Below are 22,034 nucleotides of genomic sequence, written 5' to 3' on the forward strand. Positions count from 1 at the left end.
TCCTTCATTGTGTATCAGCGGGCGGTTGATCGATTGATCGAGGGGATGGAACCGATCAGGCTAACAGCAGGCTCTCTAGCCGTCAGCTCATCAGGCTCAAACACACCATCACCGTAGACCTCTTGCAACCAGCTGGTGCAATAGACGGTGTCGAGGTAGCGCTCGCCCAGGTCCGGGGAGATGGCAACGGCGGTAAGGTCAGGTGCCTCATGTCGTGTTAACCAGTCCATTGCACCGCTAACTACCGTGCCAGTGGAGCCACCAAGCAGAAAACCGCTACGGGCCATACGATGACAGGCACGGACAGTGTCCACCTCTTTGACGCGTATCACCTCGTCCACATAGGATTCGTCGAGCAGGGGTGGACGAACGCCCATCCCCAGGCCGGGAATCATGCGGGGGCCCGGTGGATCTCCGAAGGTCACTGAACCGACGCTATCCACGGCGATGATCCACACCGACCGATGCCACTCACGGAAGTAGCGCGCACACCCCATCAGGGTTCCGGTCGTGCCAGCCCCGATGAACAGCACGTCCAATTGTGGAAACTGGCGAGCGATTGCCGGAGCTGTCGTGTGGTAGTGAGCCAGCCAGTTGTTCGGATTGGTGTACTGGTTGAGCCACACATAGCGCTTATCGGAGGCACAGAGCGCCTGGACATAGGAGAGCCTCGCTCCGAGGAACCCTCCGCCATCGGCGTCTGGCTCAGTGATGATGTGTATCTGGCTGCCCAATGCCTCCATGAGGAGTCGGGTCGAGAAGTTACAGCGGCGGTCGGTCACACAGAGAAAGCGATAGCCCTTACTTGCCGCGATCATACTGAGTGCCACACCCAGGTTTCCAGACGAGGACTCGACCAGGATCGAATCTGGTCTCAGAATTCCATCTCGTTCGGCGGCCTCCACCATCTCTTTCGCTGCCTTCAGCTTAATTGAGCCGGCAAAGTTAAAGCCTTCACATTTCAGGAAGAGCGTATGTCCGAAGATCGACCGAAGATCGATATAGAGTTCTTCCTCACTGAAGTTTTGTGGAGAGGTTATGATTTGCACAATGATCTCCTTACATACGGATGAGCATATATGTTCTCATTGATGCGTACACCCTTTGAGAGCAACTTTGTGAACAGTTTTTTGTAGAAATCGCCAATAATGTACACTTTTTTAAAAAACAGGTTATTCATCTGGAGATCACCTCAGCGGTTGTAAGCAGTCGGTCAGGCGCACTGCATCGGCCATTGCGACGAGTATTTCGCGCGGCCCCTCGAAGGGTTCCCTGCTGTGTGCGGTGCGGATGTTATCGATGAGCATCAAGTCGCCAGCTTGCCAGGGTTCGCGTACGGTGTTGGCCGCATAGACCTGGTTGAGCAATTGTATGATCTCCTCATCAATGGGATCGCCGTTCCCAAAACGAGTATTGAACGGCAGCCCATCGGCATCGTACATGTCTATCAGGTATTCGCGCACCTCGGGGTTTAGTGTCCACTCATTGAGGAATGCTATCTGGTTGAACCAGCAACGCTGACCGGTGACGGGATGATGCACTATGGCGTTGCGGCGCTGCCGGGTGCGCAGGCCACCGTCGGGCTGCCACTCGAACTCGATCTTGTTGGCGCGGCAGTAGCTTTCGATGGCGCGACGATCCTCGGTGCCGAATGCCTCTGCGATGGAAGCACCGATCTCGTCGTTGTAACTGCGGGTTAGCAGCCAACCCTCTTGCTCGAACCGCTTGACCAGTTGGACAGGCAATGCAGCGAGTACTGTCGGCGAGTCAGCTATTGCGGTTGCTCCGCCGTCGCTGGGCGCACTGAGGCAAGCCAACAGCATCATGCCAGGAAACTCAAATCTGTAGCTGAGTTCATGATGCATGCACATTGGTAGGTTCGATGGCCATGTTGACGAAGAATATATTCCATCGAAATAGATCTGCCGGGACGCGAAGGCTTCCCTTTCGATCATCAGATCTGTTGCCAGTTGCCTGAAGACGGCAGCGATCTCATTTGCATCGCGTAGTCCGAGGCCGCGAACCAGGATTGAACCATATTCGATGACCGCTGCCCGCAGTGCCTCGCAGTATTCGGCCACCCATTTCACCGGGTCGCGAACGCCCGAGAGTTGTAGTAGTGGAGGTTTGTTAGATTGCAGGTTTCCATTGAGCAGCAACGTCTGAGATGAAGACAACATTTCAATCTCCTTTCGGTATTCAGAATAATTTAACTATATTGTTATACGGAGGTAAAGTTCTATGAGATCAGTCATACTTTGAGAGTATTTCTTTAGCTGTTAAATAAGTAAGCTGATCTCTAAATGCTAACCTCATTGAAAACAATAGGTACATTTTAGCTGATCCTTTCTATGTATAAATGCCCTGCAATATATAAATTCTTCTATAGAATGATTACGATTTTTATATAACATAAATGAAAATGTAAATCAATACTGGAAGGAATGCCTATAAATGGGGATGGATTCACTGGCCGCCGATGGGTCAGGATTTTTCTTTTCAGGATACTACTACTATTGTGATATATTGCACAGTAGAGTACTGTGAAGTATTTCACAAAAAGGTCAACTTTTAAGCCACCGGTATTGCAGATCAAGATGAGCTGCTTTGCTATACACGCTTGCCCAGCACCCAGGTTTGGGTGAACACGTCGCTGGATGCGCCAAAGAAGAGTGTATCGAGCAGGTCGTCGGGTGTCCAGCCTTGCAGTGAGGACGAATGCAGATCGATGGCTACAAAGTCAGCGGCCATTCCCGGCGCAATAATTCCCGTTGCCAGTCCGAGCGCGTTGGCTCCGGCACGGGTGCCGTAGGAGAGCAGGAGAGGCCCGGGCGAGGCCTGTTCGTCAGCAACAAGGATGCGGCGGCTCTGATAGCGCATTCGAGCGGAATACTCGGCCCAGCGTAGCTCCTCCAGCGGATCGATGCGGGTGTTGCTATCGGAGCCGATGCAGAGAGGAATGTGGGCGGCAATCAGTTCTGGATAGGGAGCGATGCCGTCACCAAGATCGCCTTCGGTCGTCGGGCAGACGCAGACATGGGCCTGATGCTCTGCTAGCAGCGCAATCTCCGTTTGATTGGCATGGGTCGCGTGAATGATGGTTGTGTTGGCGTCCAGAGCGCCGTTGCGTGCAAGCAGTTCGATAGGTGTGCAGTTGTGGGCCTGCTGGCACTGCTCGATCTCGGCCATCTGTTCGTCGGCGTGAATATGGAAGGGCAGATGATGGAGGCTGCTATATGCTGCCAGCTGGTGCAGCCATGTTTCTGGGACGGCTCGAACCGAGTGGGGTGCTATCCCCAGAGCCGCGCCCGATGTACGCAGCGCCTCGGCCCGCGTGAGATAGGCATCAAGCGAGGCATCGCAAAAGCGCCGCTGCATAGGCGATGGCGGTTGCTGAAAATCGCCGCGCGCATAGGCTGTCAGCAGCAGGACAACGCGTATACCAGCGTCGCGCCCGGCCTGAATCACCGCTTCTGCCATACTATTTGCTTCTTCATATGGTACGCCGTTCGGTTGGTGATGGACATAATGGAACTCGCCCACGCTGGTATAGCCTGCCGCCAGCATCTCGCGATAGGTTTGCAGCGCGACCTGATAGATACTGTCGGGAGTGAGGCGTTGCGCTTCGTCATACATTGCCTGTCGCCATGTCCAGAACGTATCGCGCGCCGAACGCGCGTGATGAGTGCGGCCTCGCAAAGCGCGTTGGAAGGCGTGACTATGCGCGTTGACAAAGCCAGGCAGGAGCGCAATTCCCGGTAACTCTTCAGTTATAGAGGTTTCAGGTTCGCGCTCACGGATAGCGTTGATATATCCATCGTCCGAAATGGAGATAACCTGATTGGCCTGGAAGCCTTGAGGCGTATAGAGGTAGTCGGGGGCAAGATGTTGCATATGCTGGCTCCATTCGCACTTATTATAAAGTAAAAAACTATCATAAGTGCATGCCGCTGTCAAGCGAACCAATGGTTGCAGCGCGTATGTCATCGGGCGAGGGAGTTGGCAGGCGGCTGCGTGATTTGACCCTTACGAAAAACATATGTTATAGTGCATTGGCATGTCTCTATATGATAGCGCTTCGTAGTCGAGCGATTTATCGCGGAATCCTGCCCATGCGCGATAAATCGCTCGACTACGAAGCGCTATCACGAGTGAACGACAAGGAGAAAAGAGAATGTCTGTTATCGGGAGTGTTATTGCGGATGTGGATACTCCGGCCCTGCTGGTCGATCTGGAGAAGCTGGATGCAAACATTCGGCGTTATGCTCGGGCAGCAGCGGAGGCAGGCGTGCGGTTGCGACCGCATATCAAAACGCACAAAACCTTGCAGATCACCGAGAAGCAGCTCAAGGCTGGAGCGGGAGGCGTGACAGCGGCAAAGTTGAGCGAGGCTGAAGTTTTTGTAGAGGCCGGAGTCAACGATATTTTCATTGCTTATCCCGTCGTTGGACGCGAGAAGGCGCGTCACGCCGCTCAACTGGCCCGGCGTTGCCATCTGATCGTCGGTGTCGAGAGCGAGCAGGGGATCAGGCAGCTCTCCGATGCGGCTGTTGAGGCTGGCGCAACGATCTTTGTGCGTGTCGAGATTGATTCGGGACTCAAGCGAACCGGCGTTGTACCCGAAGCTGCCGAGGCGCTCTGTCGTCTCGCGCTGGCGGCACCAGGTCTGCAACTGGACGGTATTTTCACCTTTCGTAGCACCATGTTTGCCGGGGCACCCTCTAAAGATGCGCGCGTGCTGGGAGAGCAGGAGGGGCAGCTGATGGTCGCGCTGGCCGAGCAGTTGCGCGCAGCTGGCATACCGATAAAAGCGGTGAGCGTCGGTTCCACGCCAACCGGTTTTGCGGCGGCGAGAGTGCCTGGCATTACGGAGGTCAGGCCCGGCACTTACGTCTTTTTTGATCGCATGACTACGCAGGTTGGCACGAGTTCCGCACAGGAAATCTCCCTGTCGATACTGGCAAGCGTGGTCAGCCGTCCGGCACCCGACATGGCGGTCATCGATGCAGGCTCGAAGGTCTTTTGTGGCGATGTTATTCCCGCAAATGCTGGATTGGCAGGCTATGGCGCGACGACTGACGGGCGAGGCGTCGTTGTGAGGATGAGCGAGGAGCACGGGATTGTACAGTTAGCGGACGGCTTTGCCCCGGAGATCGGCGAGAAGCTTGCTTTTTACCCCAACCATGTCTGCACAACGGTCAATCTCTCCGACGAGGTGCTTGTGGTGCAGGATGGTGTGGTGCAGGATGTATGGCCGGTTGTTGCACGTGGTAAGCGGCAGTAGTGATTATTTATGGTAAGGATGTGATGAATATGTCATTTGAAGCACGAGTAAAAGAACTGGGTTTAACAGTTCCCGAGTTGCCGCGTCCGGCCTTTAGCTATGTGCCAGCGGTCAGGACCGGGAATCTTGTCTACGCCTCCGGTCAGACACCAAGCATCGCGGGCAAGCTCACAATGCAGGGCAAGCTTGGGCGCGAGATATCGTTGGAGCAGGGGCAGGAGGGAGCGCGGCTCTGTCTGCTCAATTGCCTGGCCGAAGTGCGTAGTCTGACTGGTTCGCTCGATGCCATTGCGCGTATCGTCAAGGTCAACGGCTATGTTGCCTCTGCCGAGGGCTTCACACAACAGCCAGCAGTGATTAATGGTGCGTCTGCACTGTTAGAGGAGATCTTTGGTGAGGCCGGAAAGCATGCACGGGCCGCAATCGGTGTCGCGGAATTGCCCTTTGGCGCGCCAGTCGAAATTGAGATGATCGTCGAGGTTCGCTCATAAGACCCCGCTAAGGGAGGGTGAAGGCCTGTATTGGGATGGTGGCTCCAAGACCTCGACCCTCTCGGAGCCACCATCCTGTCAGAAGGGGAATGCTTTAGGGATGGGTCCAGCTATACCAGCCGGTATCATATTGCAGACCATTCTGCTGATAGGTGAACTGATATTGCAGAACTTGTCCCGCATTGATGTTGCTGACGGTGTACTCCCAGCGAGCGTTGCCGCTATTGTAGGTCATGTACACGTTTTGTTGCGAGACGTTGGGTGTGATGTAGTGCAGGATCACATAGCCAGCCGTCCAGCCGCAGGGCTTGAACCAGGGGAGCGCTGATGTGCTGCTAGCGCTGACGACGCCTTGTGTGAAGGTGCCAGTGCAGCTCCCGCCGGAGGTTGGGGTTGGTGTTGGCGTCGTGCCGCCGGAGCCGCCCGAAGTGTAGGCGCGCACATAGTCTACCAGCATTGGGACGCCGGAAGCAGTGGAGGAGGTCGGACCGCCACCGAAGGCCGCCGGGAAGCCACCCCCATTGCGACGTTCAGGATGATAAAGAAGCCGTGATCGACCGCATTGGCCCAGGTGGTCGCATCAACCTGGTTGGCGCTGACGGTGAAGAAGTTGTTGCCGTCGAGATACCAGCGGATCTGTTCAGGAGAGACGCTGCGGTCAATCTCTACGCGATAAGTGTGAAATGCCGTCTGACAGCCGGAGCATGCGTGCTGTCCACTACTAAGGCCGGTTGTTTCCTTACAAGGACCATTCGGATTGGTGCCACAATGCAGCGTGCCAAACTCGGAACTGAGGCCATTGATATCTTCCATAATATCAACTTCGCCGATGCCGGGCCAGTTAGTCGCGCCGACCGGTCGAGCCGCTGCTCCCAGCATCCAGAAGGCGGGCCAGTAACCGGCTGCCGCTGCTCCCGAGATGTTGGGTTGTTGGATGGAGGCCTCAACCGCGAGTTCGCCACCGGCGGGGGCCGCAAAGCTGGTTGATTGAGTCTCGATGCGCCCGGAGGTCCAGGCACCACTGGAACTACGGATCGGTTTGATAGCGAGGTGGCCGGAGCCGTCCTGATAGACGTTGGCGGTGCTATTCGTCATTGTCTCCACTTCGCCTGTTCCCCAGTTGGCCGCACCTCCTGAATAGCTTGTTCCTGTGTCATAGAGCCAGTTGGAGGTGCTGACGCCCGTTCCAGACGAACCATTAAATTCATCGTTCCAGATCTGTGTCCAGGTGGCAGCCTTCGCTTGCGGGATTTGTCCATTCAAGCCGACAAAAGCTGTCAAGGCAAGCACCATCGCCAGAGCGAGTAGTGCAAAGCAGGTTCTACGTTGCATGTATGCTTCTCCTATGATAGATAGTGATGGCTATCATGTCTCTCCGTTGCCTCGATCTGGTCCCTCAGAAGCAAGGCAACAGAGTGAGACAGAGATACCCTGTACATCCTTATTGCACTATAGGTCCAGTACAATCGTCATACTGACAGGAGGACGTACGCTGGTAGACCTGAATACTGCTATGTGAAAGCAGCCACCTCCTTTCTCGAATAAAGTTCCCCTCCACACCGAATGCATGAATAGCTTAAAAATAAAGGGCATGTATCGAGCAAATGATGCCAATGTATGTCGTAGTGGAGCGATTTATCGCGGGAAAGCAGAAGACCGCGATAAATCGCTCCACTACGACATGAAAAGCAAATTCTTGCGAGCGTGATTGCGTCGATACGAAAAAGGTGAGTGAAAGCGGCGGGAATGACTGTTGTGGGAATACTGAGGATCAGGTGCGATCCTTGCTGCCTGTTGAATAGGTGACATAGCATGCTCCTTTCCGACATTGTAAAGGATACAGGCGAAAGAGATTGCAAGCGCGGGAGAAAAGGCTTACAAGCTTCTCGTTGAAGTGTCTCTATTCTCCCATTGCTTGTGGTCACGCACGCTTCCACTGCCTGCAAGACCTCTTATGCAGTTGCTACACTGCTCTGATATTTCCGGGAGCGATCCCGAAACCGTTACCATAAGTGTACTTGAGGAAAGAGCGTCTGTCAAGGGAACGAGCAAGCGAGGAGATAAAAAGTCCTATCGCTCGCTATGTAACGTATCTGATGGAGCGAGACGAGCGGCAGTCGCCCCGCAGGATTCGCGAATAATGAAATCGGTTTCCAGATAGATACGTGTGGGTCGCTCTGTTTGTGGTGCGGACGGCGTGAATTGGGCCAGTCGAGGATCAAGTGGGCGCACTTCCTGGTGGATCAGCGAGAGGAGCAGTTCGACCGCTTTCTGGCCCATTTCGACCAGCGGTTGCCGAACAGTAGTGAGCGAGGGACGGAGATGGGCGGAGAAAGGAATATCGTCGAAGCCAACCACCGCTAGCTCGTCTGGAACCTGCAATCCGCGCACTTCGGCGGCTGCAAGAACACCAATAGCCATCTGATCGTTACCAGCAAAGATTGCGCTCGGCGGTTCGGGCAAGGCGAGGAGCCGATTGGCGCACTCCTGCCCGGACGAGACGGTGAAGTCTCCCTGCTCGATCAATGCTGGATCGAGGGGGATATTGCCCTCGTGCAGGGCGTCGCAATAGCCCTGATAGCGTTCTTCTGAGCAGGCGTAGAGGCCGCGAATGTGTCCGATGCGCCGGTATCCCTGTCGGATCAGGTGGCGAACGGCGCGGTAGGCTCCCTGATAATTGTTGATGCCCACCCAGGGAATAGATTCGGGATTGCCCTGATCGTCGATAATAACCACCGGTAGCCCTTGCTCGTGGAGGGTCAGCAGGTAGGGAGAGGCCTGTCCAGGTAAGACGACGAGCAGACCTGAGAGCAATTGCGTTGCCAGGATGCGCTGGATGATTTCGCGATGGTCGCGCTGTTGATCGATGCTATAGAGCAACAGCTCGTAGGGCGTCTTGCCGAGCGCATCAGTAATGCCGCGCATAATCTCAGGAATGGTTGGCCAATGACCAACAGGGACGAGAACGCCCTGAATCGTAGTCGGAATGAGCGGCCAGGAGACGGAGGGCGCGATCACGCCGATGATCTTGCTGCGTCCTCCTGCCAGACGAGTTGCCGACTGATCGGGAATAAAACCATGTTCTTCAATGACGCGCAGAACCCGCTCACGGGTTGCATCATCAACATCCGGTTTTTTGTTCAGGACGCGAGATACCGTTGAGCGCGAAACGCCTGCCAGACGTGCAATATCCTGGATCGTGAGCTTCCTGGGCATAGGTGTATTTTCTCCATCTCATATGCAATAGCGCAATGAAATTTCCTATAGTATGAATAGTGCAGCCGTTATCAGTATATCATGTTGTTGTCTTTAATCAGGGGACTGTAGGGAGATATTTGAGATTCCAGATGGGTATCTGGAACCTGGCGTGTTTTTCTAGGTTGATGCTGTGACCTCGGCAGTTCTTATCAGTGTGGATATAGCGATACCCTTGCAGGTCGAATCCACACTGACCCCTTCATTCCGTAGATCCTCTCTTGACTTTTCAACCACACTTGGGTATAGTTTTCTTAAACCAAATTGCTTCAAATAAGATTAATAGAAAAAGGATGTGCAACCATGAGAATCAGCTTGCCAAAGCGGTCAACCCGTTGACGACTGGTGCGCTTGTCCGATAGAAGATCTAGATGAGCCAGTCCGTTCCCAAATACCTTGATCTTTTTGTTGATCAGTCATTGATGCTTTGGATAAAGCATTGAAAGTCGAAAAGCGCTAGAATCATAATTAAGAAGGAATCAATCATATGCAAAACACGAAATCTGTGAAACGAATCTTCACCTTTATTCTCGCCCTCCTGGTTGGAGTCGCTGTGTTCGGGGGGCTTGTGTACGCCGTACTGGTGGCCGTGCACCTTTCCGGGCCGGCCATCGAAACGGTTTACGGCCCGACCACCCAGCGACTCTGGGCTGGCGCGGCCGCTGTGCTGGGGCTGATCGCCCTGGTCATCGGTGGGTTGGTCCTGGGTCGTCCCGCCAGTCGTTTTGGCCCCGCCTCCGGGCGACTTGGAGTCATCGTGGCCCTGGTGGTGGGGCTCATCGCCGCAGTCAATGGCGGACTGGTTTTGGCCCTCGCCAATGGTGGTCCCGGCACTGGCAACGGAGTAGTCGGTGGTGCCATGGCGTTGGTGCTGGGGCTGATCGCCCTGGTCATCGGTGGACTGGCCCTGGGCCGATCCCGCCGTACCAGCTAGAGGAGGAATAGTTTATGACCAGGACATGCTGACAGTTGGACTGGTTTTCGCAACGCTTCTCGTGTTCGTTGTCGTTATGGCCTATTAGCTCGCCGGAGAAATTTACACAAACCGGGCCAGGAAAGCCCCGTCATGGGGGATGAACTGGCCCTCCTTTGTGAACTTGTTCTCCGGCATATGGCCGAACAATGAGGAAGGAGTGCGATAGATGGCGTCAGATGACTCATTTTATCCCTCACGCAAATGCGCTAGATTCCAGATACCCAGATTTTGCAAGCGAGTGGCTGTCATTGTGTCAGGGACCGGGGTATAGACGACCATGTGGAGGTCGGGCTGATCGGCAATCTGGAAGGTCTTGGCTTGCAGCGTCAGTTCGCCAGCCAGAGGATGCTGGAGCCGCTTGTGTCCCGACTGGACATTACGGACATCGTGATGGGACCACCATTCGCGGAATTCGGGGCTGGCCTCTTGCAGATCGTGGATCAGTTCGGTGAGCCAGGGTTCGCCAATCAAGCGTTGCGTGCTGGCACGGAAGAGCGCGAGGAAGCGCTGGGTATCTTCTTCCCAATCGACAAGCATAGAGCGGTAGCGTTGATCGGTAAAGAGCATCCAGAGTACGTGGCGTTGGCGGAACGTCATAATATTAAAATCGGTCAATACCTGGCATGCTGCCTGATTCCAGGCCAGAATATCCCAGTGCGTGTTCAGGATCAGTGCCGGATAGATGCCCATCGTATCGAGAATGAGTTGGAGCGCGGGATCAATGCTTGTGGTGAGCGGCAATGGATCGGCAGGCACCTGCTGGCGTGCGAGGACGAAGAGATAGGTGCGCTCATCGGCATCCAATTGCAGAGCGCGAGCCAGGCTTTCGAGCATCTGTTCCGAGGCGGTAATCGCGCGTCCCTGTTCCAGCCAGGTGTACCACGTCGCGCCTACACCCGCAAGCTGTGCCAGTTCCTCTCTGCGCAATCCCGGGGTTCTGCGCCGCCTGCTCGCTGGCAACCCCACCTGCCCTGGTGAGATGCGTTCGCGGCGTGTGCGCAAAAATTGTGCCAGTTCCGCACGTCGTTCTTGACCGTTCATTCTTCCATCAATCTTTTACTATCTCCCGGTGTGAGCAATAACGGCACCGTCGTATTCTACGCTCATTGATCATTTCGGTCGGAAGGAAATCATGCTGTATACCAAGAAAAGCTACGCCAGAAGGACATCTTCGACAATACTTCTTCGTCACGCAATTGGCTTCTCGCACTGGTGGTCCCCATATATGGTCCACTGAAGATCGCTTATGTTCTGGATTCCTCAGACAAGTCGCTATTCTCTCACAATCACCATCCTGTACGTAAGCTGGTTTCCCCCATACATGTGATGGCATTCGCTTTTTTACCACATGTTCTGCGTTCCGTTCGCAAACACGCTGTAGAATACAATCAGTTGGAGATACATACTCCCACGCTCCATACTGATGATGAATCCGCTTAGCCATTTTATGACAGTCAGGACGACGACAATATCCTGTTTGCTCACATGCAGCAGAGGAGTCATATTCCCATTTATAATGGTGCAGTCCTAAAGTACAAAGTAGCGACATAAAAATCCCCTCGTTTCGGACAATCTCGACAATACCCTCTATTATATACGCCTTACCCAAATTCTTGCACGATTGCCCGAAAATACTCCCCCCCAGAGTAAATCTAGGGAAATGGAGCGAGGTCAGCCTTATGTGGCATACTACTCCTCGATTTTCTGTACACGCCCAACCTGTCCATCGACCAGCCGTACCTTGATCCCATGTGGGTGAGAAGCCGAGTTCGTCAAAATGTCCTTGACGATTCCTCGGGTCAGTTTTCCTGTTCGCTGGTCTTGCTTGAGGACGATTGACACGGTGATTCCGGAACGTATATTTTGACGGATGCGTCCATCTGGCATGTTTGTTACGCTTTCTACTGTCATCCCTGGTGAGTGGATGTCTCTTTTCCCGGAGCGGATTTCACGTGTTTCCTGATGTTTACTACACGCGTTTCCATCTTTCCTCAACAGATATATCACAAACAAAAACGGATGTATAGAGGTTAGTTCTCTACACATCCGTTTTTGTTTCAAATCCTCACGGAGGGTGCCAGCCATTTAGACTGTAGCGCGTACTGACCAGCAAGTGTTTGGAATAGAGTTACAAATCCAGACGGAAAGTGACACCCTTTAGACTTTCTCGCGGATGCCAGAGCGATCCGGCCTTCGTGGGGTTACAAATCCAGACGGATCACGCCAGCCATTTAGACTACCACCCTTCTAGTATAGCACCACACACGGCCTCAAACAAGCATTTGCGAGAGTCTCCAAAAATAGGGGTATTTTGAGGGGCGCTATCAGAAGAGATATAACCATGTTTACCGCTAGAAACGGCTTATAGAGCAATTCGAGAGCCTCTGCACGAAACCTCCATCACGCAGATGCTCGCGGCTGAGCTTACAGAAAAAACCTCTTCCATGAACTCCTCGGAGATGTGGTCGAATATGGCAGGGGCGATGGCTGGTCCTCGCCTGTGGGGGCAATACATATCCAATTACAAATTATACCAGAATAAGCTTGTATCTGGTTCCAGATGGAAAACGCTGGCATACTTCTCTCACAAGACAATATGTGTCTACATCTATAAAGAGGAGAAATAGAATGCAGCGAATTGATAATAGTATGACGTACACGTATACGACGATGCTTGATGCGCTCTATGAGATCGTGCATACCTATCTGTATCGTGGGCGGTTGGCTGCTGCTCTGCGGATCACGCAGGCATCACAGCCAATGCTGGATGCTGAGGAGGTTGCGCGGCGGGATCGCCTCAAGTTGTTGCTGTTGTATGGGCAGCTTCTCGTTGTTGATCATCTGCTGGGACATGGTGAGCCTGACCTGCTGTTTGTCATCGCTCAACAGGCCAAAGAGAGCGCCGACGAACTGGGGGATCAGTTGCTCATTGCTGATGCCTTGAATCTGCTTGGGCAGACTCACTACTTTGCCACTATTACACAATTACTGAAGAGCAGCCAACCAGTAAATAGCCCTCAAGAGGAGGGGAAGTTTGCTGATGCGTTTGTGTATCATCAACAGGCGCTCCAATTGCGCGAGGTGCTCAACGATACCAGGGGGATCAGCCAATCTCATTTTGAGATCGGTAGCATTCACGAGCGCTGGGGACAGAATGAGCAGGCAGTAGAGCATTACAGGAAGGCCAGCCAGATTGCTGAGCAGTATAACTATCGCTACGAAAAGGTCGAACCCGCTCGCCATCTGGCTCTGCACACGCTGATGCAGGGCGATCTAGATCAGGCGCTCATGTATGGTCAGCAAGCGCTTGCTCTACGAGAAGAGGCTGGATTTAAGCCGTATCTGCCTTTAGATCATCTCCTGTTGAGAAATATCTATCTGGCGCGGGGAGAAACAGCCAACGCACAACTACATATGCAGCAGGCGACGGCGCTCGCTAAAGAGATCGGTTATCCTGCGCTTGTGGCAGATGTACCCGATCTCAGGAAACTATGAGCGCTCACTTGAGGACGCGGAAGCCGAGATGCGTGACTCCGGGAGCCTCTACGACCTTGATCTGTTCCAGCTCAATTGCTGAGCTTCCTAGATGCTCGAACAGGCGGACGCCATCGCCGAGCAGGACCGGAACGAGATCGATGTGAATTTCGTCGAGCAACCCGGCTTTGATGCATTGTTGTGTGGTGGTCGCAGTGGCAATAGCGACGTTTTTATCGCCAGCGGCTGTTTTGGCCTGAGCAACGGCGCTTTCGATGCCATCAGTCACAAACGTAAACGGTGATCCTTCCTTGACCCATTCCTGAGCGGCGTTATGGGTCAGAATGAAACAGGGGGCAAAGGGAGGATTGCCGCCCCAGGCACCAGCGAGGTCGAACATTCTGCGGCCTGCCACCATCGCACCTGTCGTTGCTATCGATTCCGCAAGCAATCTGGCGCTCTCTGGCGAGACCTTGAGCGTCATTCTTCCGCCCTGTACCTCAAATGCTTCTGTCCCACCGAAGTACCACTTGAAAAGCTGTTGCACATCGTCCTGTGGACCGGCGATAAATCCATCCAGCGACATGCTGATGTTGGTAATAACTTTTCCCATTATATTTTTCTTCCAAACCGTCTTTATGTTTTCTCTCTTGATTGAAGGTCGTGGGTACAGGGATAGGATACCTCAATTGAGAGAGTACGTCTTGTATAGAATGGCAAGCAGGGCATGAAACCTTATTCGGTTGCCTCAACATATCCGGGTTGATACTTACGGATAATCTGTGCAGGTGTATAACCGATCCACTGCTTGAGCGCTCTGGTGAGGTGCGGTTGATCGAAATAGCCTGCTTCGTATACTGTATCGAGGATAGACATGCCCTGCTGCAAGAGTGTTTCTGCTCGTCTGGCACGGTCGATCTGACGAATATGGCTCTGCGTCATTCCGGTTGCTTGCAAGAAGCGGTGCCGTATCGTGCGAGGGGAGAGCGTTTGTGGCTGATCCTCTAATGCTGCGCTCACCACCGGATCGCAGACCAGTGCCTCCTGACGTGCCAATCGCTCTATAAATGTTTCCACATTGTCGTAATCGGGAAATTGCCACGCCGAGCTATGTAGCCAGAAGGTGCTATTCGTCGCTTGTGGGAGCGGAGTCTCTTTATTCAGGATATAGCGGGCGGGAAGATGAGGCAGAAATGTGCCAGGCTTGAGTTTAATCCAGAGCAGTTCAGCACCTTCGGAATAAGAGAGAACGCCCGTTGTCGTCCAGGGTCCAACGACCAGAAATCTGGTTTCGCCTTTATAGTGCAGCAGAACCATATGCCAGTGGCTCTCAGCTGGACGCAGCACTTTCCCATCCTGTGCGGTTCTGCCGCGTTGAACCAGCGCCACATAGAGCGAGTCCGATGTTCTTTCTTCGAAGAGAATGGTCATACTACTGTTCCTTCCTACCCGAACGATTTATATGTGTCAGTGTGAAGCACCCCACGCCTTCAGGCGGGGGCTTCTACAGAATGAGTTCCTCTCCGCGCAAGGAGACCGGCTTCTGTGGGACACTTCCTGCCCCAATGGGTTTTGCTTGTTGATAGCGATGCAGGATATTGCGAGCGGCGTTATGATCTCGATCTAGCTCCGCTCCACACTCTGGGCAGCTATGCCAGCGAACTGAGAGGCCTTTGGGAACCACGACGCCACAGCCGCTACACACCTGCGTGGTGAAATGGGGTGCGACTTTGACCACTGTGCCGCCAGCCTCTTCCGCTTTGCTGACACAGAGCCGGACAAAGCCGCCCCATCCTGCATCCAAAATCGACTTGTTGAGACCGGCTTTGGCCGCTGCCCCATTGGGCAGGTACGCGCCAGTTTCTTCGTCCTGTTTTGGTGTTGGTGTTGCCGTCAGATTCTTGATCTGAAGGTCTTCAAATACAATGATCTGATACTGCTCGACCAGTTTGCGTGAGGTTTTGTGGTGAAAGTCTCGCCGCCGGTTGCGCACCTTGCGAGACACTCTTGCGAGTGCTTTCTTGGCCCGATGGCGGCGGTGGCTCCCCTTCTTACGGCGGTGGATCGTGCGATGGGCTGCCGCAATCTTTGCTTCCTCTTCTCGCGCGTGCCGCGGGTTCTCTATTGCCTCACCTGTCGAAAGCATGGCGAAGACTTTCACCCCCAGATCCACGCCCACCTCTTCAAGAGAGAGATGAAACGTCATGGAGGCATCGTGCAGATATTCACAGGTCACGATGGCGTACCACTGCTCGCCCTCGCGCTTGACCGTGCAGGTCTTGAACTTCCCCTTCATCGCTCGATGCAGCTTGATCTTGATGTGACCAATTTTGGAGAGATGCAAGCGGGTGCCATACAAAATCTCAAACCCGCCCTGCGGATAGGTGATGCTATGATAGCGGTCCCCACTTTTATACCTCGGAAAACCTGGGGTTTCACTATTGATCACGCGCCGAAAGAACGCGGCAAAAGCTTTATCGAGCCGCTTTAACACATCCTGAAGCACCTGGCTATGGATGTCTTGATACTCTTCGCGCAATTGCTTGATAGCAGGCAACTGATCGGCTTGCATCCGATAGGAGACGGAGACGCCACACATGCGGTAGGCGTCTCGACGTTCTTGCAGGGCGGCGTTATACAATTCTTTACAGCGGCGTAGCATCCATTCGAGCTTGCCCACCTGCTTTTTTGTGGGATACAACCTGAACTTATAGGCCTTGCAGCGCAGGTTGGGATCTTTGGGTTCGCGTGCCTTCTTCTCTTTTTTCGATGGGGATGAATCTTGTGTCCCTGTCACCTGTTCCTCCTGCCTGCATTACTCTTCTCCTATTCTAGAGCGCCAGGGTGGTTTTGTCAATCGAAATGTATCACTGTATCCACTCCTCACCTCCACACAAGGAACGCGCCTCATATCCCCATGCATGAATGCAGGGGCTTACGGCTCGAATGGATAAAGCAAGCCTGGACACCCTACAAGTGGAGGCTTCTCCACTATTATTGCGCTTAGATGGTTGTGGGAACGCAAGATCAAAGAAGTTTTTCCCTGTGCAATCTAGTAATATTGATATATTCTTATTGAAGCATAGGAAAATGGAGATAGTGATTCCCACAACTATCGTATGCTGCTCTCACGAGGCAAGAATGGTAACGAGCGTATCCTGTCGAGCTTCTTCCAGCCCGCTGAACGTCTATTTCTGGACGCTGGCTTATCAGGCAATTGATGATTGACGAGGTAAAAAGGTTTAATGATTGATAGTTGGAGAAAAATATAAATGCAGCAGAACAATCAGGGAGAAAGCGACTTTCCGAAGCTCTCGCAACCAGCACTTCGAGCGCTTAATGGCGCTGGCTACTGGCGACTTGAGCAGTTAACCGGGGTGAGTGAGGGTGAGATCAAGCGATTGCATGGTATGGGATCGAAGGCGCTTGAGCAGTTGCGGCAAGCTCTCGCTGCTCGTGGGCTATCGTTTGCCAATGAGTAGAGGAGGAATGGGTGAAGCCTCTCCTCCTCTGGTGGCTTATTGCTGTCGTTGGCGCTCCTGCTCTTTGAGGATGCGGCGCAGGATCTTGCCAGAGGGGTTGCGTGGGATGGCGTCGATAAACTCGACCTCGCGCACGTTTTTGTAGGTGGCGAGCTTGCCGTTGCTCCATGCGAGTAGCTCATCCGCGCTGGTATCCTCGTAGCCAGCCTTCAGCACAACAAATGCTTTAGGGATCTCGCCAGCCTCCGCGTTGGATTTGGCGATCACAGCTACATCGGAGACGGCGGGATGCTCTAGCAGCAGCGCCTCCAGTTGCGCCGGGGCGACGCTAAAGCCCTTATATTTAATCAACTCCTTTTTACGATCCGTCACGGTTACATAGCCCTCAGCATCGCGCCACCCGATATCGCCAGTATAGAGCCAGCCGTCGCGCACGGTCTGAGCGTTTGCCTCGGGATCTTTCCAGTAGCCCAGCATGACCTGTGGCCCCTTGACGATCAGTTCTCCCTCCTCTCCGACGTCCAGCTCCCTCTCGCCCGTCTCGATATCAACGATCTTCTGCTCCGTATCGTGGATGGGCAGGCCGATAGTCTCAACTTTGATCAGGCGCGGATCATAGACCGGGTTGGAGTGTGTGCCAGGTGCGGCTTCGGTCAGGCCATACGAGGTCATCACCGGAACATGTGTGCGCTCCTCGAAGCGATGTGCCAGCGCTGGCGGAACAGGGGCAGCCCCGCACTGCACATAGCGGATCGTATGCAGATCAAATCTATCGAGCTGAGGATGCTCGCTCAACGTTGGCAATACCTGGGGAACGGCGTAGAGCAGCGTGATGCCCTGCTCGTGAACATATTGCAAACAGCGCAACGGATCAAAGCGCTCCATCAGCACCATTGTTGCCCCTGAGAGGGTAGCTGTACCGATCAGCATGATTCCGTAGATGTGATAGAGCGGTACGAAGACCAGCATACGGTCGTGGGACGTAATGCGGGCAGTCGCGACCGACTGATACCCATTGTAGACAAGGTTCTTCTGACTAAGCATTACCCCTTTTGGCAGACCAGTGGTGCCGCTGCTATATGGAAGCAGCAAGAGATCATCCCAGGCCCATGCGGTATGAAGCAGCGGTGTGGGCGTGTGGGAGCGAATCAGATCGCTGAACGCAAGAGTGGTGGAACCTTGAGGGGCTGGTCCAACGACGATAATATGCTCTAGAGCGGGTGTATCGGCACGCGTGGCCTCGATGAGCGGCAGCAGTCCCGCCTGCACGATGATCGCCACCGCCTCACTATTGCCAAGTTGATAGGCAACTTCCCGTTCCTTATAAGAGGGATTCATGGGTGTGACCACCGCGCCGATGCGTGCAATGGCGAACCAGCTAATAATGTATTCGGGACGATTGGTCATGAACAGGCATACGATCTGCCCCTTACGGATGCCCAGCTCTTGCAAGGCATGGGCGCACGAGTTGACCAGCGCATCCAACTCGCGATACGAGAGATTGACATCGTTGAAGAGGAGCGCCACCTGTTCTGGATGGCGCTCGGCTGCACGCGTCAGGATCTCGTCATATGGATGATTGGGATAGGAGAGCGCTGGACGGAACAGATCCATCTGTAGATGTGCAGAGCTATCAGTCATGAACGACTCCTGACCAGAGAGCAATTGCTGCTCACGTATCACTACTTATGGCGAAACCTCATCCAGTCGTCGGTCGCGCGTCGCCGTACCAAGCTGTGCGATAGCTGCGGCAACGACGAGGAAGCCACCAAAGACCAGGAAGGTAATAACCGGTCCCAGCTTTGGAATGAGAGGGGCAATCACCAGAATGCCGACGCCGCCGCCAAGATGCCCGATGCCATCGACCAGCGCAAATCCCGATGCACGCGCCCTGGTGGGATAGTTTTCAGCGGACCAGGCCCAGCACATCGGTACGAACAAATTGAAGCCAATAAAGAGAATGATGGAGCCGATAGCCGCGCCAGCCAGATTTCCGGTTCCACTCAGGGCGATAATCAGGCCGCCGATGATCGTCAGTACTGCGGCAATGGGCAGCCAGTATTTGCGTTCGAGGATTTCGCCGTAGTAATAATCGAAGACGGCCACCGCTATAAAGCCAAAGGTGCCGATAGCGGCGATCAGTCCCGCCTCCGGTGGTAGATATTTCAGGCTGGTAAGAACAACCGTCAGACCGGCACCGATGCCATACACAGTAATAAAGGAGACGAACCACATGAGAAAGAGAATGATGGTGCGCCGGAGATAGACGGGATCGCGGAGAATATCCATATACGAAGCGCCTTTGCCTTCATGGAGAGCGATCTCTGAACCGACAGGCGGCAGGTCAGAGATTCTTCGTAGCGCTCGCTGTTCCATCTCAGTTACGATCTCTTCAGCCAGATCGATGCGGTTCTGGGTGATGAGCCAGCGCGGAGATTCGGGCAACTGGAAGCGCAACAGAATGCCGACGAGTGCCAGGAGTGCGCCAACGCCATACATCCAGCGCCAACCGCTTTCGAAAGATGGTCCGGCAACGGCAAAAGGCAGGCCGAACGGGAATGGCGTCGCGGGAGTTGTCAGTATGAGGCCGAGCCAGATACCTAAGAAGCTGCCAAGCGAGGACATAATAAAGATGAGCGAGGTATATTTGGCGCGACCATTGTTAGGGGCCACCTCGCTAATGTAGGTCGCAACCAGCGCCAGATCAGCCCCGACTCCGATGCCGGTAATTGTGCGGGCGATAATAAAGTTGACATAATCTGTGACGAGGGCATTGTAGAGTGAGCCGAGGCCGGTGATGATCAGCGTTACCAGTAGCATGTCTCGTCTGCCGAACCGGTCAGCCAGCGGACTCAGGATGAGCGCACCAACCACGTAGCCGCTGAGGTTGAGTAAGAGCGGCAGACCGAGATAGTTGGAGGATGTTGGCGGCGTGCAGCCAGCTACCAGTTGCTCGCACGTCTGGATGAATGATACATTGATGTCGAAGATGTCGAAGAACGTGAAGAGAAAACCAATCCCGATGATGCCGATAAAGAGATAGGAGAGCGACCAGATAGGGATGCGGTCCTGTCGGGCGATGAGCGCTGCTGCTCTGCTGCTGCTCACGCCTGTAATGGGGGTATCGCCTGCTTCGGATGCCATGACTGCTCCTTTCACACGCTCGCCTCACCAATGAGGGAGCGCGTCATGCTGCAATACGACGCACATTTCAAGAAGAGGCTCGTTGCGACCATCCGGTTTGCCAGATTGAACAAAAAGTTCTATCTAAGATACAAAGTATATGATAAACGCTCAGATGTCAAGTATTCTTTGATTTCAACTGCCCATCTGCCAGGAGTTGAACTTGCTACAGCAGGCTGGATCGAGAGGAAAAGCGGTAATGCAAGAGTTTGAGCAGAGTGCTTGACATTTTTGGTGTGAAGTACGTATAGTGTTTGTATGGAAGAACAATTCGTTCGTCAAAATGAACAAAAAGAGCGAGATGAAGCAAGCACCGCGCCAGCAAATGTGCCTGCGCCGATGGTTGAACGCGCGTTTCGCCTGCTCGACCTGTTAAGTACAACTGAAGAGGGGCTGACCCTTTCGGAACTGGCACGAGCGCTGCATGCCAGCAAGGGTAGCGTTCATGGGCTGCTCAGGACACTGGAGAGTATCGGGGCCATCGAGCCGGGGGAGAGGCGTCGTTTCGTCCTCGGCTCACGTATTTACGATCTGGCTCAGAGCTATCAGGATAGAGTTGGGGATAGTGCCAGGTTGCGCCGTCTCGCTATGCCTGCGATGCATCGGTTGGCGACAAGCAGTGGGGAAACGGTCTGTCTGGGCAGGATCGAGCAGAAGGGCGTGAGGATTATTGAATATGTGGTGGATGAAGAGAAGGCTCTGCATATCGCGGCTCCAAGAGGGTTGCGTGTACCATTGCTGGCAGCGGCGACGGGGGCATGTGTGCTCGCAAGTTGGCCCGTCGAGGAGCGTACCACGTTTTTGCATGCCTCTCCACTGCCGCGCTTTACCGCACGTTCGCTTACCGATTCTCAGCACTACCTGGAACGCGTGGAGGAGGTCAGCCGCACAGGGATCGGCTTTGATTATGAGGAGTACCTTGATGGCGTCAACGCCGTCTGCGTCCCGATCTATGGTCCTGGTCGCGTGCTGGTAGCGCTGCTCTGGATCGTTGGCTTCGCTTCGCGCTGGAAGGATGCCGCGCTTCAGTTGACGGCTCAGCAATTACAAACCGAAGCGGCGGCGATTTCGCAGGCGTTTATACAATCTGCTCACAATGGATGGGAAAAACAGGGTCGATGATATATAGACTGGATCAGTCCAGGCCCGTTTTCCCAGGGGTCCAGAATGGCTTGACGCGGATAGCCGTTCTGGGCCAGTTTTTTTCTTTCAGCAGGTAGGCGCGGATAGCCTGACAGGTGCGTGCTTCTCCCGCGAGATAAGCGACACCTGGAGTGTCGGGGAGCGTTAAGGTGCGAATGGCTTCGATAAGGGTCGCAGAGGTCGCGGCGGGTGCGTCATTGCGATAGAGCCAGGGAAGGGCGTGTGCGCTGGTATAAGGGATTTCTTCGCCCGGTTGCGTGGTTTCGAGATATCCCATCACCGTTGCCTGTTCTGGCAGTGCTTCCAGCATAGAGTGGATGGCTACCGCTGCCGTCTCCTCTCCTGCAAAGAGATAGTAAGGTGCCTCGGGGACGATGGCTAGCGTGGACTTTGGCCCTAACAACTCGACCTGATCGCCTATGCGGACGTTGCTGGCCCATCGATTGCCCGGTCCCTTACCATGTAGCAGCGCGTAGAGGTCAATTGTGCCGTCCTCGCTGTTGAAACGCCTGATGGAGTAGGTTCTTAGCGTCAATCCATCGGCCTTGATGTTGATACGGACATGCTGGCTGGGGGGCAACTGCGACGAGATGAGCGATGGAACACTGAGGCGAATGTGGCGCATGCGAGGGGTAAGATCCTGTACATCGATTACGCTTCCTAGGCGTAAGAGTATACGTCTGGCGGTTTGAACGAGTGGTTGTATCATGAGAGAATCTCCTTTTCCCTGACAGATTACATCAACC

Annotated in this window: 18 protein-coding genes and 2 pseudogenes; 6 read left to right on the plus strand and 14 right to left on the minus strand. The window is 54.0% G+C overall.

Annotation, left to right across the window (positions count from 1 at the left end; all coding sequences use genetic code 11):
• Window positions 1-14 precede the first annotated feature (14 nt).
• From sbnA to K3T83_RS48235, 3 genes are all read right to left on the minus strand, one after another.
• Window positions 15-1,049, minus strand: a complete 1,035-nt coding sequence (gene sbnA / locus K3T83_RS48225; protein ID WP_220210295.1) for a 2,3-diaminopropionate biosynthesis protein SbnA — start codon at window positions 1,047-1,049, stop codon at window positions 15-17.
• A 138-nt stretch (window positions 1,050-1,187) separates the two neighbouring features.
• Complete coding sequence (locus K3T83_RS48230) at window positions 1,188-2,180, minus strand: TauD/TfdA family dioxygenase (protein ID WP_220210296.1); 993 nt, start codon at window positions 2,178-2,180, stop codon at window positions 1,188-1,190.
• Between the two features lie 430 nt (window positions 2,181-2,610).
• Window positions 2,611-3,894: a formimidoylglutamate deiminase gene (locus K3T83_RS48235; RefSeq protein ID WP_220210297.1), complete on the minus strand. Its 1,284-nt coding sequence runs from the start codon at window positions 3,892-3,894 to the stop codon at window positions 2,611-2,613.
• Window positions 3,895-4,174: 280 nt separating this feature from the next.
• Here K3T83_RS48235 and K3T83_RS48240 point away from each other — a divergent pair, with 280 nt between their 5' ends.
• Together K3T83_RS48240 and K3T83_RS48245 are read left to right on the plus strand one after the other, a co-directional pair.
• Complete coding sequence (locus K3T83_RS48240; RefSeq protein WP_220210298.1) at window positions 4,175-5,284, plus strand: alanine racemase; 1,110 nt, start codon at window positions 4,175-4,177, stop codon at window positions 5,282-5,284.
• Between the two features lie 29 nt (window positions 5,285-5,313).
• Entirely contained in the window at window positions 5,314-5,775 is a 462-nt protein-coding gene (locus K3T83_RS48245; protein ID WP_220210299.1) for a RidA family protein, read from the plus strand.
• A gap of 94 nt (window positions 5,776-5,869) precedes the next feature.
• Here the strand turns inward: K3T83_RS48245 and K3T83_RS58815 are convergent.
• From K3T83_RS58815 to K3T83_RS48260, 3 genes and pseudogenes are all read right to left on the minus strand, one after another.
• Window positions 5,870-6,070: pseudogene (locus tag K3T83_RS58815) on the minus strand (glycoside hydrolase family 64 protein); the annotation flags it as partial.
• A 74-nt stretch (window positions 6,071-6,144) separates the two neighbouring features.
• Window positions 6,145-7,068, minus strand: a pseudogene (locus K3T83_RS48255) (glycoside hydrolase family 16 protein); the annotation flags it as partial.
• Window positions 7,069-7,845: 777 nt separating this feature from the next.
• Entirely contained in the window at window positions 7,846-8,991 is a 1,146-nt protein-coding gene (locus tag K3T83_RS48260; protein WP_220210302.1) for a LacI family DNA-binding transcriptional regulator, read from the minus strand.
• A 526-nt stretch (window positions 8,992-9,517) separates the two neighbouring features.
• Between K3T83_RS48260 and K3T83_RS48265 the strand changes: the two genes are divergently transcribed.
• Entirely contained in the window at window positions 9,518-9,964 is a 447-nt protein-coding gene (locus K3T83_RS48265) for a DUF6223 family protein (protein ID WP_220210303.1), read from the plus strand.
• 228 nt (window positions 9,965-10,192) lie between these two features.
• Here the strand turns inward: K3T83_RS48265 and K3T83_RS48270 are convergent, their stop codons facing one another.
• Both K3T83_RS48270 and K3T83_RS48275 read right to left on the minus strand, forming a co-directional pair.
• On the minus strand, window positions 10,193-11,047 hold the full coding sequence (locus K3T83_RS48270; RefSeq protein WP_220210304.1) for a helix-turn-helix transcriptional regulator: 855 nt from the start codon (window positions 11,045-11,047) through the stop codon (window positions 10,193-10,195).
• A 648-nt stretch (window positions 11,048-11,695) separates the two neighbouring features.
• Complete coding sequence (locus K3T83_RS48275) at window positions 11,696-11,893, minus strand: YwbE family protein (protein ID WP_129885310.1); 198 nt, start codon at window positions 11,891-11,893, stop codon at window positions 11,696-11,698.
• 741 nt (window positions 11,894-12,634) lie between these two features.
• On the opposite strand from K3T83_RS48275, the gene K3T83_RS48280 reads away from it, so the two are divergent.
• Window positions 12,635-13,501, plus strand: coding sequence for a tetratricopeptide repeat protein (locus K3T83_RS48280; protein ID WP_220210305.1), 867 nt, complete (start codon window positions 12,635-12,637; stop codon window positions 13,499-13,501).
• Window positions 13,502-13,505: 4 nt separating this feature from the next.
• On the opposite strand, the gene K3T83_RS48285 is transcribed toward K3T83_RS48280, so the two are convergent.
• The 3 genes from K3T83_RS48285 to K3T83_RS48295 all read right to left on the minus strand — a co-directional run bounded on the left by K3T83_RS48285 (window position 13,506) and on the right by K3T83_RS48295 (window position 16,277).
• Window positions 13,506-14,093 (minus strand): dihydrofolate reductase family protein, encoded by a 588-nt coding sequence (locus K3T83_RS48285; RefSeq protein ID WP_220210306.1) that lies wholly within the window; start codon window positions 14,091-14,093, stop codon window positions 13,506-13,508.
• Between the two features lie 122 nt (window positions 14,094-14,215).
• A complete protein-coding gene (locus K3T83_RS48290) occupies window positions 14,216-14,911 on the minus strand; it encodes a helix-turn-helix transcriptional regulator (protein WP_220210307.1) in 696 nt (231 codons plus the stop codon).
• A gap of 73 nt (window positions 14,912-14,984) precedes the next feature.
• The gene (locus K3T83_RS48295; protein WP_236065236.1) at window positions 14,985-16,277 is read right to left on the minus strand and encodes an RNA-guided endonuclease InsQ/TnpB family protein; all 1,293 of its coding nucleotides are present in this window, start codon (window positions 16,275-16,277) and stop codon (window positions 14,985-14,987) included.
• Between the two features lie 475 nt (window positions 16,278-16,752).
• Between K3T83_RS48295 and K3T83_RS48300 the strand changes: the two genes are divergently transcribed.
• Entirely contained in the window at window positions 16,753-16,962 is a 210-nt protein-coding gene (locus tag K3T83_RS48300) for a helix-hairpin-helix domain-containing protein (RefSeq protein WP_220210308.1), read from the plus strand.
• A 36-nt stretch (window positions 16,963-16,998) separates the two neighbouring features.
• Here the strand turns inward: K3T83_RS48300 and K3T83_RS48305 are convergent, their stop codons facing one another.
• Window positions 16,999-18,603: a class I adenylate-forming enzyme family protein gene (locus tag K3T83_RS48305; protein WP_220210309.1), complete on the minus strand. Its 1,605-nt coding sequence runs from the start codon at window positions 18,601-18,603 to the stop codon at window positions 16,999-17,001.
• A 45-nt stretch (window positions 18,604-18,648) separates the two neighbouring features.
• Entirely contained in the window at window positions 18,649-20,079 is a 1,431-nt protein-coding gene (locus K3T83_RS48310) for an MFS transporter (protein WP_373324754.1), read from the minus strand.
• 324 nt (window positions 20,080-20,403) lie between these two features.
• Here K3T83_RS48310 and K3T83_RS48315 point away from each other — a divergent pair, with 324 nt between their 5' ends.
• Window positions 20,404-21,267, plus strand: a complete 864-nt coding sequence (locus K3T83_RS48315) for an IclR family transcriptional regulator (protein ID WP_220210311.1) — start codon at window positions 20,404-20,406, stop codon at window positions 21,265-21,267.
• Window positions 21,268-21,280: 13 nt separating this feature from the next.
• Here K3T83_RS48315 and K3T83_RS48320 read toward each other — a convergent pair whose 3' ends face one another.
• The gene (locus K3T83_RS48320; protein ID WP_220210312.1) at window positions 21,281-21,997 is read right to left on the minus strand and encodes a siderophore-interacting protein; all 717 of its coding nucleotides are present in this window, start codon (window positions 21,995-21,997) and stop codon (window positions 21,281-21,283) included.
• Window positions 21,998-22,034: the final 37 nt, after the last annotated feature.

The sequence above is a fragment of the Reticulibacter mediterranei genome, assembly GCF_016587455.1.